15 protein-coding genes are annotated in these 14,832 nt (G+C 64.9%); 6 read left to right on the forward strand and 9 right to left on the reverse strand.

Annotated features, from left to right (window positions below):
- Positions 1-20 precede the first annotated feature (20 nt).
- The 3 genes from ACK3BB_RS21355 to ACK3BB_RS21365 all read left to right on the forward strand — a co-directional run bounded on the left by ACK3BB_RS21355 (position 21) and on the right by ACK3BB_RS21365 (position 2,564).
- Positions 21-593 carry a cob(I)yrinic acid a,c-diamide adenosyltransferase gene (locus ACK3BB_RS21355; protein WP_428926650.1) on the forward strand — a complete coding sequence of 191 codons (573 nt, stop codon included), beginning with the start codon at positions 21-23 and terminating at the stop codon, positions 591-593.
- Between the two features lie 286 nt (positions 594-879).
- Positions 880-1,638: an electron transfer flavoprotein subunit beta/FixA family protein gene (locus tag ACK3BB_RS21360; RefSeq protein WP_428926651.1), complete on the forward strand. Its 759-nt coding sequence runs from the start codon at positions 880-882 to the stop codon at positions 1,636-1,638.
- Positions 1,638-2,564 carry an electron transfer flavoprotein subunit alpha/FixB family protein gene (locus ACK3BB_RS21365; protein ID WP_428926652.1) on the forward strand — a complete coding sequence of 309 codons (927 nt, stop codon included), beginning with the start codon at positions 1,638-1,640 and terminating at the stop codon, positions 2,562-2,564. Before ACK3BB_RS21360 ends, ACK3BB_RS21365 begins: the two co-directional genes overlap by 1 nt.
- Before the next feature lie 88 nt (positions 2,565-2,652).
- Here ACK3BB_RS21365 and ACK3BB_RS21370 read toward each other — a convergent pair whose 3' ends face one another.
- Positions 2,653-3,453 carry a DUF6473 family protein gene (locus tag ACK3BB_RS21370; RefSeq protein WP_428926653.1) on the reverse strand — a complete coding sequence of 267 codons (801 nt, stop codon included), beginning with the start codon at positions 3,451-3,453 and terminating at the stop codon, positions 2,653-2,655.
- A 171-nt stretch (positions 3,454-3,624) separates the two neighbouring features.
- Here ACK3BB_RS21370 and ACK3BB_RS21375 point away from each other — a divergent pair, with 171 nt between their 5' ends.
- Complete coding sequence (locus ACK3BB_RS21375) at positions 3,625-4,500, forward strand: 3-hydroxybutyryl-CoA dehydrogenase (RefSeq protein ID WP_428926654.1); 876 nt, start codon at positions 3,625-3,627, stop codon at positions 4,498-4,500.
- Between the two features lie 154 nt (positions 4,501-4,654).
- Here the strand turns inward: ACK3BB_RS21375 and ACK3BB_RS21380 are convergent, their stop codons facing one another.
- The 7 genes from ACK3BB_RS21380 to ACK3BB_RS21410 all read right to left on the reverse strand — a co-directional run bounded on the left by ACK3BB_RS21380 (position 4,655) and on the right by ACK3BB_RS21410 (position 10,141).
- Complete coding sequence (locus ACK3BB_RS21380; protein WP_428928782.1) at positions 4,655-5,521, reverse strand: lysophospholipid acyltransferase family protein; 867 nt, start codon at positions 5,519-5,521, stop codon at positions 4,655-4,657.
- Between the two features lie 71 nt (positions 5,522-5,592).
- Positions 5,593-5,862 (reverse strand): HPr family phosphocarrier protein, encoded by a 270-nt coding sequence (locus ACK3BB_RS21385; RefSeq protein ID WP_428926655.1) that lies wholly within the window; start codon positions 5,860-5,862, stop codon positions 5,593-5,595.
- Between the two features lie 58 nt (positions 5,863-5,920).
- Positions 5,921-6,307: a PTS sugar transporter subunit IIA gene (locus ACK3BB_RS21390; protein ID WP_428926656.1), complete on the reverse strand. Its 387-nt coding sequence runs from the start codon at positions 6,305-6,307 to the stop codon at positions 5,921-5,923.
- A complete protein-coding gene (gene rapZ / locus ACK3BB_RS21395; protein ID WP_428928783.1) occupies positions 6,304-7,212 on the reverse strand; it encodes an RNase adapter RapZ in 909 nt (302 codons plus the stop codon). The genes ACK3BB_RS21390 and rapZ overlap by 4 nt, the downstream gene beginning before the upstream one ends.
- A gap of 29 nt (positions 7,213-7,241) precedes the next feature.
- Complete coding sequence (locus tag ACK3BB_RS21400; RefSeq protein ID WP_428926657.1) at positions 7,242-7,685, reverse strand: HPr kinase/phosphorylase; 444 nt, start codon at positions 7,683-7,685, stop codon at positions 7,242-7,244.
- 6 nt (positions 7,686-7,691) lie between these two features.
- Complete coding sequence (locus ACK3BB_RS21405; RefSeq protein WP_428926658.1) at positions 7,692-9,407, reverse strand: sensor N-terminal transmembrane domain-containing protein; 1,716 nt, start codon at positions 9,405-9,407, stop codon at positions 7,692-7,694.
- A gap of 32 nt (positions 9,408-9,439) precedes the next feature.
- Complete coding sequence (locus tag ACK3BB_RS21410; protein WP_428926659.1) at positions 9,440-10,141, reverse strand: response regulator transcription factor; 702 nt, start codon at positions 10,139-10,141, stop codon at positions 9,440-9,442.
- A gap of 349 nt (positions 10,142-10,490) precedes the next feature.
- Between ACK3BB_RS21410 and ACK3BB_RS21415 the strand changes: the two genes are divergently transcribed.
- A complete protein-coding gene (locus ACK3BB_RS21415; RefSeq protein WP_428926660.1) occupies positions 10,491-12,089 on the forward strand; it encodes a phosphoenolpyruvate carboxykinase in 1,599 nt (532 codons plus the stop codon).
- Positions 12,090-12,215: 126 nt separating this feature from the next.
- On the opposite strand, the gene ACK3BB_RS21420 is transcribed toward ACK3BB_RS21415, so the two are convergent.
- Complete coding sequence (locus ACK3BB_RS21420; protein ID WP_428926661.1) at positions 12,216-12,983, reverse strand: sulfite exporter TauE/SafE family protein; 768 nt, start codon at positions 12,981-12,983, stop codon at positions 12,216-12,218.
- A 146-nt stretch (positions 12,984-13,129) separates the two neighbouring features.
- Here ACK3BB_RS21420 and ACK3BB_RS21425 point away from each other — a divergent pair, with 146 nt between their 5' ends.
- Positions 13,130-14,821, forward strand: a complete 1,692-nt coding sequence (locus tag ACK3BB_RS21425; protein WP_428926662.1) for an acyl-CoA dehydrogenase family protein — start codon at positions 13,130-13,132, stop codon at positions 14,819-14,821.
- Positions 14,822-14,832: the final 11 nt, after the last annotated feature.

Here is a 14,832-nt window from a genome sequence, read left to right on the forward strand (position 1 = left end):
CCAACCACGGGAGGCAAAGGATGGTCGTCCTCAGCAAGATCTACACGCGCACCGGCGACAAGGGTGACACCGCGCTTGGCAATGGCGACCGCGTGGCCAAGCATGACCTGCGCGTCACTGCCTATGGCACGTCGGACGAGCTGAACGCCTTTGTCGGCGTGGCCCGGCAGGTGGCCGAGGGCGAGACCGATGTCGCCCTGGCCCGCATCCAGAACGACCTGTTCGACCTGGGCGCCGACCTGTGCCGGCCCGACCTGGCCGGGGATGCCGCCGCCGAATACCCGCCGCTGCGCATGGTCGCCGAACAGACCGACCGGCTGGAAGCCGAGATCGACGTGATGAATGCCGCTCTGACCCCGCTGCGCAGTTTTGTCCTGCCCGGGGGCACCGCCCTGTCGGCGCATCTGCATGTCTGCCGCACCGTGGCCCGCCGGGCCGAACGGCTGGCCGTCGAACTGGCCGCTGCGGCCGAGGTCAATCCACATGCCGTGCGCTATCTCAACCGGCTGTCAGACTGGTTCTTCGTGGCCGCCCGCGTGGCCAATGACAATGGCGCGGCGGATGTGCTCTGGGTGCCTGGCGCCAATCGCTGAGCTTCCGAGGCCTTTCCCGGTCTCCGGGGCCGGGAAAGGCCAGAAACACTGACCTTTCCACCCTCGCCCGACGCCCGCCCCGCGCCGGCATTCGGGCGCCTGCGTTCCGCTCTGCGGAACAGAAATTCACCGACTGGCGCTAACATGTTGCCAACGCAGCGTCGAAAGGCCATGTGACGTCGCTTTTTGCCTGTTTCGACCCCTGCCGTTTCACTATCACATCAGCCAGTGTACATGCCGATGAGAGTCGCCCGGCCCCGGGCGGCGCCAATGAGGAGAGCCACGCATGAAGGTTTTGGTGCCTGTCAAACGCGTGATCGACTACAACGTGAAGGTCCGTGTGAAGGCGGACGGCAGCGGCGTCGATCTTGCGAACGTGAAAATGTCGATGAACCCATTCGACGAGATTGCCGTCGAAGAGGCCATCCGCCTGAAGGAAAAAGGCCTGGCCGAGGAAATCGTCGCCGTTTCGATCGGTGTCAAACAGGCCCAGGAAACCCTGCGCACGGCCCTGGCCATGGGTGCCGACCGGGCGATCCTGGTCGTTGCCGCCGATGACGTGCATACCGATATCGAGCCGCTGGCCGTCGCCAAGATCCTGAAGGGCATCGTCGACGAGGAACAGCCCGGTCTGGTGCTCTGCGGCAAGCAGGCGATCGACAACGACATGAACGCCACCGGCCAGATGCTGTCGGCGCTGCTGGGCTGGTCCCAGGCGACCTTTGCGTCCGAAGTGACCGTCGACGGCGATGATGCCGTGGTCACCCGCGAGGTGGACGGCGGCCTGCAGACGATCAAGGTCAAGATGCCCGCCATCGTGACCGTCGACCTGCGCCTGAACGAGCCGCGCTATGCGTCGCTGCCCAACATCATGAAGGCCAAGAAAAAGCCCCTGGATGAGAAGACCGCCGCCGATTACGGCGTCGATGTCGCGCCGCGGCTCGAAGTGGTGAAAACCGCCGAACCCGAGGCCCGCCAGGCCGGTGAAATGGTGCCCGACGTCGACACGCTGGTCGCCAAACTCAAAGAGAAGGGGATCGTCTGATGGCCGTTCTGCTGCTTGCCGAAGTCACCTCTGGTGAACTCTCGCTCGACGCCACCGCCAAGGCCGTCTCGGCCGCCAAGGCCCTGGGCGACGTGACCGTGCTGTGCGCCGGCGCATCGGCCGCCGCCGCCGGTGACGCTGCCGCCAAGATCGACGGCGTGGCCAAGGTGCTGGTCGCCGAGGATGCCTCGCTGGGGCACCGCCTGGCCGAGCCCACCGCCGCGCTGATCGTGTCGCTGGCCGGCGATTACAGCCATATCGTGGCCCCGGCCACGACGGATGCAAAGAACGTGATGCCGCGTGTTGCTGCCCTCCTCGACGTGATGATCCTGTCGGACGTCTCGGGCGTGGTCGATGCCGACACCTTCGAACGCCCGATCTATGCCGGCAATGCCATCCAGACTGTAAAGTCCAGCGATGAAAAGAAGGTTATCACCTTCCGCACGTCGACCTTCGACGCCGCCGGCGACGGTGGCTCGGCCGCAGTCGAAACCATCTCGGCCGCCGAGAACCCGGCCCTGTCGGAATGGGTCGAGGACAAGGTTGCCGAAAGCGACCGCCCCGAGCTGACCTCGGCCGGCATCGTCGTGTCGGGCGGCCGTGGCGTGGGTTCGGAAGAGGACTTCGCCCTGATCGAGAAACTGGCCGACAAGCTGGGCGCCGCCGTTGGCGCGTCGCGTGCCGCGGTCGATTCGGGCTATGCGCCGAACGACTGGCAGGTGGGCCAGACCGGCAAGGTCGTTGCCCCGGATCTCTACGTGGCCGTCGGCATTTCGGGTGCCATCCAGCACCTCGCCGGCATGAAGGATTCGAAGGTCATCGTGGCCATCAACAAGGACGAAGAAGCGCCGATCTTCCAGGTTGCCGATTACGGCCTGGTTGCCGACCTCTTCGACGCCGTGCCCGAGCTGGTCGAAAAGCTCTGATCGCCACGCGGCGTGACCCGTAGGATGGGTTGTTAACCCATCCTACCGCAAGACACCGAACCCCGCCGCATCCCACGGCGGGGTTTTCCTATCCCACGCGATCTTTCACCGCCTCGGCGATCCGCGCATGGGCCCCCGGCCCGATCAGCTGGGCCGCGGCCGGCCATTCGGTCTGGCCGACGACCATGCCATCCATGTCATCCGCCGGTCCGGCCGCCTGCACGGCCACCTCGACCACGTCGCAGACCATGTCCGCCACTTCCTCGACCATCTCGGGCGTCACCATCAACGGGTCCTCGCCCAGCGGATCGCCTGTTCTGACCTGCAGCCATAACAGCATCGCCGGCCCCGTCACCCCGCGCAGCAAAAGCCGCATCCGGGCCACCCAGGCCCGGCGCAATTCGTCCTCGACCAGGGCAAACCGTTCGGGCGAGCGCTCGCGCAGGCTGCGCAGCATGTGCCGGTTGAAGCTGAAATCGGTGAAATCCACGTCGCCATAGATCGACGACAGCGTCCGCGAGGCATCCAGGAACCGGTCGTTGCGCCGGGGGTGCACCCGGTAGAACCGGTTGGACATGTTCGCCGCGCCCAGCACCTGCAGCACCGACAGCCGCGCCCCGGACATCAGCCGGGGCACCTCGGGGTCACCGACAAAGGCATCCACCCCGGCATTGACCTGGCCCAGGTTCAGGCAGGCCGTCCCGGTGGCCGCCTCGACCAGCGCCGGAAAGGGCTCGGCCACGCAGCGGCCGAATGTCTCGCTTCCGCCCAGGAACGCCACGTAGGGCCCGTCCAGCGCCTGTTTCGGCCCCCGGAACAGCAACCGCGACACCCCGTATCGGCACACCTGGTAATCCAGCGCCGATCTGCTGGCGCGTTCGAAACTCATCTTGTCCCACCATCACACATTCACCCGGGTCCATCTTTGACTCACAAAGATTGCCATTCCCCTAACGCCCGCGAGCCCCTCCGGCCCATCGCCTCAACCGGCCATGCTGCACTTGCGAGCGGCCGCGCCCCGGACGTATGGTGCACCGACATCCGCACAGGGGAATTGAACATGGGCATCGAGACAATTGGCGTGATCGGCGCGGGGCAGATGGGCAATGGCATCGCCCATGTGATGGCCCTGTCCGGCTACAACGTCGTGCTGAACGACATCAGCCAGCCGGCGCTGGACAAGGCGGTCGACACGATCTCGCGCAACCTCGCCCGCCAGGTCGGCCGGGGCAAGGTCTCGGAAGACGACATGAACGGCGCGATGGCCCGCATCCGCACCTCGCTCAGCCTGCCCGAGCTGGGCCAGACCGACCTGGTGATCGAAGCCGCGACCGAGCGCGAAACGGTGAAACAGGCGATCTTCGAAGACCTCGTGCCGCATCTCAAGCCCGAGACGATCCTGACGTCCAACACCTCGTCGATCTCGATCACCCGCCTGGCCAGCCGGACCGACCGGCCTGAGCGCTTCATGGGGTTCCATTTCATGAACCCCGTGCCGGTGATGCAGCTGGTCGAGCTGATCCGCGGCATCGCCACCGATGATGCGACCTACAAGGCCTGCCACGAGGTGGTGAAGAACCTCGGCAAGACCGCCGCTTCGGCCGAGGATTTCCCGGGTTTCATCGTCAACCGCATCCTGATGCCGATGATCAACGAGGCGGTCTACACGCTCTACGAAGGCGTGGGCAACGTGCAGTCGATCGACGAATCGATGAAGCTGGGCGCCAACCACCCGATGGGGCCGCTGGAACTGGCCGATTTCATCGGGCTGGACACCTGCCTGGCGATCATGAACGTGCTCCATGACGGGCTGGCCGACACCAAGTATCGCCCCTGCCCGCTGCTGACCAAGTATGTCGAGGCCGGCTGGCTGGGGCGCAAGACCCAGCGCGGCTTCTACGATTACCGCGGCGAGATGCCCGTGCCGACCCGCTGAGGTCCGCGCCCATTTCCTTCGCAGAAGGAAATGGGCCACCGCGCCGGGCGTCAGCCCGGCGCAATCTCTCACCTCTGCCGGGCGTCAGCCCGCCCCCCCACAAAAGAAAAAGCAGGCCCGAAGGGCCTGCCCCTGCCCCATCATGGGCACGACATCAGGATTTCAGGTTGATCGTGTGCTCGCGCAGCCAGGCCATGAACCCGCGGGGATCGCTTTCCCAGGCCTTCACGTCCTCGTCCGACAGCGGCTGACCGACAATCGGCGCCTGCGGCTTGTTCAGCGAATGCACGATCTCGTGCAGCAGCAGCCCCTGGCGCAGGATCGGCGAGATCTGGTTGGCAATCTGGTAGATCCGCGAATTGGCCCCGGGGAACTTCATCGGCACCACGGTCGCACCCGACCGCCGGATCATCTTGGCCGTGAACGGATTCCACTCGGCCTCGATCGCCGGGCCCCACCAGCTTTCCGAATGGGCCACGACCCCCGACGGGAACAGCGCAACCACGCCGCCCTCGGCCAGGTGATCCATCGCCCGCGCCCGCATCTCGACCATCTTGCGCTGCGCGTCCTGGTCATGCGGGAAGGGCACGGGGATCATGAACGATCCGGCCTCTTCGTCGATATCGGTCAAAAGCGACCGCGTCAGGATCCGGTAATCGGGCCTCACCCGGCCGATCAGATCGGCAAAGATCATGCCGTCGACCATGCCATGCGGGTGGTTGGCCACCACGATCACCGGGCCTTCCTTGGGAATCAGGTCCAGCTGTTCCTGCGGCGTGGTCAGCTCGATGCCCATGACATCGAGACAGGCCCGCCAGAACGCCTGGCCCTTGGGCGCGCCCTTCTTCTCGAACTTGCGGATCAGGCGCAGGATCGTCAGCTTACCCGAGACCAGCTCGATCGCGCGGATGACGCTGGCCTTCCACGGATCCTCGAAGGTGCTCGCATAGGACAGGCTGCGCCGGTCGTACTTGCGAAAATCCACCTGGCCCGGCTTTTGGGCCGGTGCCTGGGCGCGCAAAGGTCGGCTGGTGTGAAAGCTGTCTACCACGGTGCTGTCACCATCGTTGTCATCTGTCGGGCACAAGTCCCTCAGTACCCTTCTCCGAACTTGTCCGCCACCAGAGCGGCAAGCGCATCAGCCAGCTGATCGGCTTCGGGCCCGGACGTTTCGACGTCAATAGTCGTTCCCTTGGACGCTGCCAACATCAAAAGACCCATAATACTGTCACCTGATGCAGACAAGCCATCCCGCGACACCTGGGCCGTGGCGTCATGTTGTTCGACCACTTCGACCAGCTTGGCCGAGGCCCGCGCATGCAGGCCCTTTTCATTCACGATTTCCAGTGTCCGTCGGTTCATCCGCCCTGCCGTTCCCCGTTCCCGTCTTGCCCTGCCTTGCCCGAAGTCATTGATCGACCTAGCAGATGTTCTGTGTGTTGATGTATTTGCGCCCGGCTTCCATGGCCCCGCGCACCGCATCCTGCACCGGAATATGGCGGCTTTTGGCCAGTTTCAGCAACATCGGCAGATTCGCGCCGTAGAGGATGCGCCGGTTGCGCGCCCGGCAGGCATTCAGCGACAGGTTGGACGGCGAGCCGCCGAACAGGTCGGTCACCATGACCACGCCGCTGCCGTCATCCACCGCATCCGCGGCCATGCAGATTTCGCGTTCCTTGGCCGCCCGGTCGTCATCGGGCTCGATCGAAATGGCCCGGATGCCGCTTTGCGACCCGATCACATGTTCGAGCGCGGCCAGATATTCTCTGGCCAGCCCGCCATGTGCGACGATCACTATTCCGATCAATCCGGCCTCACCTTTACCGACTGGCGTTCCAGCTCGCGGTGCCTAATTGACACCTGCCAGCCGTCTTCCGCAAGGGCCGCGCCCACGGATTCGGCCAGCATCACAGAGCGATGTTGCCCTCCGGTACAGCCGAATGCGATGGAAAAATGCGACTTGCCCTCTTCGACATGGGCCGGCAGCAGAAACCGTGTCAGATCCAGCACTTTTCCCCGGAACGCATCGTGGCGCGGATCGCCGGCCACATGGGCAGCGACCGCCGCGTCGCGGCCGTCAAGCGCGCGCAGGGCCGGTTCCCAGTAGGGATTGCGCAGGAAACGGCAATCAAAGGCCATGTCGATGCCCATCGGCAGGCCGCGCTTGTAGGAAAACGATTGCACCGTCACGGCCAGGCTGCGCTGGCCGCCGGGCACCAGCGCCCGTTCCACCTCGGCACGCAGCTGGTGCACGTTCAGATCCGACGTGTCGATCAGCATGTCGGCCAGGTCGCGCACCGGGGTCAGCAGGTCCAGTTCGCGGGCGATACCGATTTCGGGGGTTTCGGCCGGGGCCAGGGGATGGCGGCGGCGGGTTTCCGAATAGCGCCGCAGCAGGACCTCGGACCGGCAATCGAGATACAGCACCGTCAGTTGCAGATCGCGCCGGGCCTGCAGCTCGGCAATGGTGGCCAGCAGGGACCGGGCGGTGAAATCGCGGTTGCGCGCGTCGATGCCCAGGGCCAGGGGCCGGTCGTGGGCCGGGCCTTCCAGCAGGCGCGGCACCAGGCCCAGGGGCAGGTTGTCTATGGTTTCAAAGCCGTTGTCTTCGAGCACGCGAATGGCCGTCGAGCGCCCGGCCCCCGAAGGCCCCGTCACCAGGACCAGCGGCGTGTTGGCATGGGTCGGCTCTGCGGGCGACGCAGCGGGCATCGCGGATGTCTGGGCGCTTGCGGCCTGGGTCATGTCGGGTCCTGGCGTCCGGCCTTGAGGAATAGGATGAGTGCAGCCGCAGCATGCGCTCCCGGCACACGATAGAGCAAGGTTACCGATTGTCCCAGCAATTGCGTCTGCCGCAGGGGGGGCAGGCGGTCCGGTTCGTCCCGGTCCAGGTCGATCACCGCTGCGATGCGGCAATGATCCCGGGCGGCGGCCTTGAGGATGCCCAGACCGCGGGCTTCGATCAGCCCGGCCAGGTTGGGCGCGGCGCGGGCGCGAAGCCCGTCGCCATCGCGGTCCAACAGGATTCGGTCATCGCCGACCAGCTCGGCCCCCAGCGCCATCATCTGCAGGGCCAGGGCCGATTTTCCCGCGCCCGAGGCGCCACGGATCAGCAGCCCGCGGCCGTCAACAGCGACGCAGCCGGCATGCAGGATCACCTGGCCCGGGGGCATGTCCCCGGTCATGGCATGTCAGAGCTGCAGGCCCACGACGAAACGCGCGCCCAGCGGTTCCGAGGTGATGTCGGCTTCGGTCGGGCGGATGTTCTCGGCCCAGATTACCCCGCCATGGGCTTCGACGATCTGCTTGGAAATCGCCAGGCCGAGGCCCGAATTGTTGCCAAAATGCTCCTGCGGGCGCTGCGAATAGAACCGTTTGAAGATCTTTGTCAGCGCCTCGTCGGGGATGCCGGGGCCGGTGTCCTCGACCACGACCAGCACGCGATTCTCGCGCTTGCGGGCCCAGACGCGGATCGCATCGCCGTCTTCGCAGAAGGAAATCGCATTGGTGATCAGGTTGACGAAAACCTGCGCCAGCCGGGCTTCGAGCCCCTGCACGACGATCGGCTCGCGGGGCATGTCGGCGATGTAATCGATGCCCTTGGTCCGCGCGTCCTCGCCCAGGTACTGGTTGAGATTGTCCAGCATGCGCACCAGGTCAAAGGGCTCTTCCTCCTCCTTGACCAGCTCGCTGTCGAGCCGCGAGGCATTGGAAATGTCGCTGACCAGCCGGTCGAGCCGGCGCACGTCATGTTCGATCACGTCCAGCAGCTGCTCGCGCTGTTCTTCCTTCTTGACCAGCCGCAGCGTGCCCACGGCCGAGCGCAGGCTGGCCAGCGGGTTCTTGATCTCGTGGGCGACATCGGCGGCAAATTGTTCGTTGCTGTCGATGCGGTTGTAAAGCGCGGTGACCATGCCCCTGAGCGCGCCCGACAGGCGGCCGATCTCGTCGGGTCGGGCGGTCAGGTCGGGAATGCGAATGCGGCCGGGGTTCATCCGACGGGCATTGCGGTCCCGGCCCAGCTCGGCCGCGGCGGCCAGGTCGGAAATCGGGTTGGAAATGGTCGAGGCCAGCACCAGGCTGAGGCCGACCGAAACCAGAGTGGCGACCAGGAACAGCTGCAAGACGCGTTCACGTTCGCTGCGCACAAGCCGGTCGATCTCGCCCGAGGGGCTGGCCACGGCAACCACACCGACGACGTTGTCGCCCTGCATGATCGGCGTGACGGCCGAAAAGACCGTGCCGCCAGCCGTGTCGATGCCGGTGCGCACGCGGGTCGCGCTGTCGATCGCCGCCGGCACCATGCTGCGCACCTGGTCTTCCAGCGACGGCACCTGCGCCGCCGGCGAGGGCGACAGGAAACCGGACACGGCATTGCCCACACCACTCAGCGCGTCGCTGAGCGGCGTGCGGATGCGTTCGGACGGGGCTAGGGCCGTCAGCGCCGGGCTCTGGTCGGCACCGAAGACATTGCCCACCAGCGTTTCACTGGCATCATAGACATAGACGGTCAGCCCGTTGCGCAGGCTCAGCCGGTCCAGCACCTGCTGGACATCCATGCCTTCGCCGGTGGCCAGGCTGACGGGCGCGCCATCGGGCAGCTGGGCTTCGAACACGTCGGCGATCAACTGCGCCTCGCCCACCAGCGAATTGGTGCGCTGGCGGACCAGGTCATTGTGCGACGCGTTCAGGTAGAGAATCCCCGCGAAGAGGATGGTCAGCGCGATCAGGTTGAAGATGATGATCTTGCGCGTCAGCGGCGAGGCGCGCAGCGCAAAGGGACCGCGCCGGGCCCGGCTGTCGCGCAGCTCGCGCTCGGCCGACGCATCGGGCGCAACCCAGTCATCCCCAAGCACCACGTCACCACCGTGATGCACCGGCCTGACCTCCCTGGAGGTCTCACGCATGAAGGCCCTGTCCGCGAAGCTCATGATTTTGCTTATTCTTCGTTGTAACGATAACCGATCCCGTAAAGCGTCTCGATCGCCGAGAAATCGGGATCGGCGGTCCGCATCTTCTTGCGCAGGCGCTTGATGTGGCTGTCGATGGTCCGATCGTCGACATAGACCTGATCGTCATAGGCCACATCCATCAGCTGGTCACGGCTTTTCACGAATCCCGGCCGTTGGGCCAGGGCCTGCAACAGCAGGAATTCGGTGACCGTCAGCGAGACGTCATTGCCCTTCCAGGTCACCGCGTGGCGCAGCGGATCCATGCTGAGGAAGCCGCGTTCCATCACCTTGGCCTCGGGCCCCTCGCCCACGGCATCGCCGGCCACGGCATCCTGGCGGCGCAGCAGCGCGCGGATGCGCTCGACCAGCAGGCGCTGGGAAAACGGTTTCTTGACGTAATCGTCGGCGCCCATGCGCAGGCCGAGCACCTCGTCGATCTCGTCGTCCTTGGAGGTCAGGAAGATGACCGGCATCGTCGTCTTCTGCCGCAGCCGCTGCAGCAGATCCATCCCGTCCATGCGCGGCATCTTGATGTCGAGCACGGCCATGTCGGGCAGCTTCTTGTTGAACGCGTCCAGAGCGGCCTGGCCATCATTGTAGGTTTCGACTTCGAAGCCCTCGGCCTCGAGCGTCATGGAAACGGACGTCAGAATGTTCCTGTCGTCATCGACCAAAGCGATCTTCGACATGCGGGAGTACCCTTCAACTGCTCAATTATGTTCTTTTTCAGGCATTATGGCCGCGCTCTCCCTTACGAATCAACGACAATATGCGAATCACGCTTTCCGGCGCCGCTATTTGGCCAAAAAACCGTTATCAGATGCTGAACGAACACAGGTCCGCCCCTGCCCCGGGGGCCGCCGGAAAGATGGTTGCGCTAAAGATTGCTGTGGTGGCGCTAACCTTCCCCTCAGGCGCTGTTCATCCGCGCGAGCCTCGTGTTATGACCTCGTTCGTCATCACTTCAGATTGGCACAACCGCCCAATTTGGCGAGATTTTTTTCGACTGGCAGATGTCGGATCACAGGAGACACACGCATGACAATGGGACGGGTCAACCCGCAGTTTCGCCTCGAAGATCAAGGGATCGAGGGGCTGGGCGCCGTCTATTACAACCTGATTGAGTCCGATCTCGTCGAGGTTGCGCTCAAGCGGGGCGAAGGCACCCTGGGCCGCGGTGGCGCTCTTCTGGTGACGACCGGCAAGTTCACCGGCCGGTCCCCGAAGGACAAGCATATCGTCAAGACCGCGGATATCGCCGACAACATCTGGTGGGAAAACAACGCCGAGATGTCGCCGGAAGGCTTTGATGCGCTGCATGCCGACATGCTGGAGCACATGAAGGGCCGCGACTATTTCGTGCAGGACCTGGTCGGCGGCGCGGACCCCACGCAATCGATCAACGCGCGCATGATCACCGAACTGGCCTGGCACAGCCTGTTCATCCGTCACATGCTGCGGCGCCCGGACCGCGAGGACCTGGACGATTACGTGCCCGATTTCACGGTCATCAACTGCCCGACGTTCAAGGCCGATCCGGCCAAGCACGGCTGCAAGAGCGAGACCGTGATCGCGATGAACTTCGAGAAGAAGCTCATCCTGATCGGCAACACCGAATATGCCGGTGAAAACAAGAAATCGATCTTCACGCTGCTGAACTACCTGCTGCCCGAGAAAGGCATCATGCCGATGCATTGCTCGGCCAACCACGCGCCGGGCAACCCGGTGGACACGGCCGTGTTCTTCGGCCTGTCGGGCACCGGCAAGACGACCCTGTCGGCCGATCCCGCCCGCGTGCTACTGGGCGACGACGAGCATGGCTGGTCGGACCGCGGGACCTTCAACTTCGAAGGCGGCTGCTATGCCAAGACGATCAGCCTGAACCCCGAGGCCGAGCCGGAAATCTATGCGACGACGGAGAAATTCGGCACCGTGATCGAGAATATGGTCTTTGACGAAGAGACCAAGGAGCTCGATTTCGAGGATGACAGCCTGACGGCCAACATGCGCTGTGCCTATCCGCTGAACTACATCTCGAACGCCTCGTCGACAGGTCTGGGCGGGCATCCGAAGAACGTCATCATGCTGACCTGCGATGCCTTCGGCGTGCTGCCTCCGATCGCACGGCTGACGCCGGCGCAGGCGATGTACCACTTCCTGTCGGGCTTCACCGCCAAGGTGGCCGGGACCGAGCGGGGCGTGACCGAGCCGCAGCCGACGTTCTCGACCTGCTTCGGCGCGCCGTTCATGCCGCGTCGTCCGGAAGTCTATGGCAACCTGCTGCGCGAGAAGATCGCCCAGCATGGCGCAACCTGCTGGCTGGTCAACACCGGCTGGACCGGCGGCGCCTATGGCACGGGCCAGCGGATGCCGATCAAGTCGACCCGCGCGCTGCTGACCGCCGCGCTGGACGGCAGCCTGGGCAAGGTGACCTTCCGCAAGGATCCGAACTTTGGCTTTGAAGTGCCGGTGTCGGTGCCGGGTGTGCCGGACCTGCTGCTGGATCCGCGCCGGACGTGGGGCGACCCCGAGGGCTATGACGCGCAGGCGGCCAAGCTGGTGCAGATGTTTGCCGACAATTTCGAGCAATACGTGCCGTTCATCGACGATGATGTGAAAGCCGCGGCGATCGGCTGAATCCGTTGAAAACAAGACATGATGTGGGCGCCTTCGGGCGCCCATTTCTTTTGTCAGGGGGGCGTTGCCCCCGTCCTGCCGGGGCAGGACTCCCCCAGGGATACTTGGAAAGAGAAAGAAGCAGGATCAGCCGGCGAGGCCGCGCCAGATGAGGCTGAGGCCGGCGATGGTGAGCACGGCCAGGGTGGCGCGGCGAAAGACGTCCTGGTCGATGCGGTCGTGCAGGGCCTGGCCGATGAAGAGGCCGGTGACGGCGGGCAGGATCATGATGGCCGAGAACGGCAGCGTTTCGGCACGCAGCACGCCCGAGGTGAGATGGGCGGCGGTCAGGGCAACGGCGCCGAGCCCGTAGATCACGCCCTGGACGCGCATCTGCTCGGATTTCTCGGTGTTCAGGGCCGTCAGGTAAGCTACGGTCGGCGGGCCCCAGACCCCCGAGAAGCCGCCGATGAACCCGGCAATGGCGGCGACGATGGCCTCGGTCCGGGCGCTGGGGGAAGACAGGCGCAGTTGGCGGCCCAGTAGCTGCGACGCGGCGAAGAGGGTGATGGGCAGGCCGATCATCAGCAGCATGACCGAGCCCGGCAGGACCCGCACGAGCTGGGCGCTGGAGAACAGGAAGACCGCGCCGATTCCCAGGAAGATGCGGAAACGCCGAACCGAGGCCCAGGCCGCGCCGAGCCCCTGGCGCAGGGCCTGTATGCCATTGGTGACAAGGGTCGGCAGGATCAGCCCGGCCAGGGAAATATCCGTTGGCAGGAAGAGGTTGAGCCCCGAGACCAGGACCATCGGCATGGCAAAACCGACCAGGCCCTTCACCGTGCCGGCGACCAGGCCGACGAGAAAGGCAAGCACCAGCTGGGCGGGGGAGAGGAAGGGAATGAAATCGGCCATGGGCAAGGCTTTAGCATCGCAGGGCGGGGAATGCCGCAGAAATCAGGTGCGCAATTTTAGATCATCAAAATTGCCGTTCGTGAATTTTTGTTGCGCTGCAACTGCGAACGTCCTAGATGGGTCAGCGCGAGAAAAGGATGTGATTCATGGCTCATGACGGACAGATCGACCCGACTTCCGAAGCACAGGTGCTGCTGCCTGATCTCCTGACCCTGACCGGCGCGGCGGTGGCCCCGGCCGAGAAGATCCTGGACCGTGCCCGCGAGACGCTGCGGGCGCTGGTGTCGGACGGCGGGCGGGTGTCGGCCCGGCTGGTCGAGACGCACCAGACGGCCAGCCACGGCTTTGCCTGGCTGGCGACCTATGTGCAGGTGCTGCGGCAGATGCAGGCCTGGGCCGAAAAGCTGGTGGCCGAGGGCAAGTTCGGCGAGATGGAGCAGTTGATGCACCAGATCGCCTTTGGCGAATACCTGGGCCAGATCCAGGGCGGCATCCCGATGAGCCAGGGCGAGATCCTGCGCCTGCAGGATCTTGGGCTGGGCGCGCAGGACATGGACGGGCTGTCGCAGGCGGCCGTGGTGACCCTGAGCCGGTCTGGCAACAGCCAGGCGGCGCGGATGCGGCTGGTCGAGCTGATGCGCGAACGCCAGGCCGAGACGATCTTTGGCGCGTCGGGGCTGGATGAAGAGCTCGAGATGATCCGCGAGCAATTCCGCCGCTATGCCGTCGACAAGGTCGAGCCGCATGCCCATGAATGGCACCTGAAGGACGAGCTGATCCCGATGGATGTCATCGAGGAGCTTGCCGAAATGGGCGTCTTCGGGCTGACCATCCCGGAAGAGCACGGGGGCTTCGGCCTGTCCAAGGCATCGATGGTCGTGGTGTCCGAAGAGCTGTCGCGGGGTTATATCGGCGTCGGCAGCCTGGGCACGCGGTCGGAAATCGCGGCCGAGCTGATCATGGCCGGGGGGACCGAGGCGCAGAAGGCCAGCTGGCTGCCGCGGCTGGCCAGCGGGGAAATCCTGCCGACGGCCGTTTTCACCGAGCCGAACACCGGGTCGGACCTGGGGTCGCTGCGGACGCGGGCGGTCAAGGACGAGAACGGCGATTACAAGGTGACCGGCAACAAGACCTGGATCACCCATGCTGCGCGCACCCATGTCATGACCCTGCTGGCGCGGACGGACCCGGACACCACCGATTACAAGGGCCTGTCCATGTTCCTGGCCGAAAAGACGCCGGGCACCGACGACGCCCCCTTCCCGACCGAGGGCATGACCGGCGGCGAGATCGAAGTGCTGGGCTACCGGGGCATGAAGGAATACGAGCTGGGCTTCGACGGCTTCCACGTGAAGGGCGAGAACCTGCTGGGCGGCGAAGAGGGCAAGGGCTTCAAGCAGCTCATGGAGACCTTTGAATCGGCCCGCATCCAGACCGCGGCACGGGCCATCGGGGTGGCGCAATCGGCGTTGGACATCTCGATGCAATATGCCGAGGAGCGCAAGCAATTCGGCAAATCGCTGATCGAATTCCCCCGCGTGGCCAACAAGCTGGCCATGATGGCCGTGGAAATCACCATCGCCCGCCAGCTGACCTATTTCTCGGCCTATGAAAAGGATCACGGCCACCGCTGCGATGTCGAGGCCGGCATGGCCAAGCTGCTGGGCGCACGGGTTGCCTGGGCGGCGGCCGACAACGGGTTGCAGATCCACGGGGGCAACGGGTTCGCGCTGGAATACAAGATCAGCCGCGTGCTCTGTGACGCCCGCATCCTGAACATCTTCGAAGGTGCGGCCGAGATCCAGGCCCAGGTCATCGCCCGGCGCCTGCTGGGCTGATCCGGCCAACC

It is taken from the genome of Marinibacterium sp. SX1, assembly GCF_050389775.1.
Taxonomy (GTDB): domain Bacteria; phylum Pseudomonadota; class Alphaproteobacteria; order Rhodobacterales; family Rhodobacteraceae; genus Marinibacterium.

Coding starts and splice junctions, on each gene's coding strand:
- ACK3BB_RS21360 (WP_428926651.1), top strand. CDS start 880: ATGAAGGTTTTGGTGCCTGTCAAACGCGTGATCGACTACAACGTGAAG.
- ACK3BB_RS21425 (WP_428926662.1), top strand. CDS start 13,130: ATGGCTCATGACGGACAGATCGACCCGACTTCCGAAGCACAGGTGCTG.
- ACK3BB_RS21355 (WP_428926650.1), top strand. CDS start 21: ATGGTCGTCCTCAGCAAGATCTACACGCGCACCGGCGACAAGGGTGAC.
- ACK3BB_RS21400 (WP_428926657.1), bottom strand. CDS start 7,685: ATGACCGGGGACATGCCCCCGGGCCAGGTGATCCTGCATGCCGGCTGC.
- ACK3BB_RS21405 (WP_428926658.1), bottom strand. CDS start 9,407: ATGCGTGAGACCTCCAGGGAGGTCAGGCCGGTGCATCACGGTGGTGAC.
- rapZ (WP_428928783.1), bottom strand. CDS start 7,212: ATGCCCGCTGCGTCGCCCGCAGAGCCGACCCATGCCAACACGCCGCTG.
- ACK3BB_RS21410 (WP_428926659.1), bottom strand. CDS start 10,141: ATGTCGAAGATCGCTTTGGTCGATGACGACAGGAACATTCTGACGTCC.
- ACK3BB_RS21365 (WP_428926652.1), top strand. CDS start 1,638: ATGGCCGTTCTGCTGCTTGCCGAAGTCACCTCTGGTGAACTCTCGCTC.
- ACK3BB_RS21375 (WP_428926654.1), top strand. CDS start 3,625: ATGGGCATCGAGACAATTGGCGTGATCGGCGCGGGGCAGATGGGCAAT.
- ACK3BB_RS21420 (WP_428926661.1), bottom strand. CDS start 12,983: ATGGCCGATTTCATTCCCTTCCTCTCCCCCGCCCAGCTGGTGCTTGCC.
- ACK3BB_RS21415 (WP_428926660.1), top strand. CDS start 10,491: ATGACAATGGGACGGGTCAACCCGCAGTTTCGCCTCGAAGATCAAGGG.
- ACK3BB_RS21385 (WP_428926655.1), bottom strand. CDS start 5,862: ATGAACCGACGGACACTGGAAATCGTGAATGAAAAGGGCCTGCATGCG.
- ACK3BB_RS21370 (WP_428926653.1), bottom strand. CDS start 3,453: ATGAGTTTCGAACGCGCCAGCAGATCGGCGCTGGATTACCAGGTGTGC.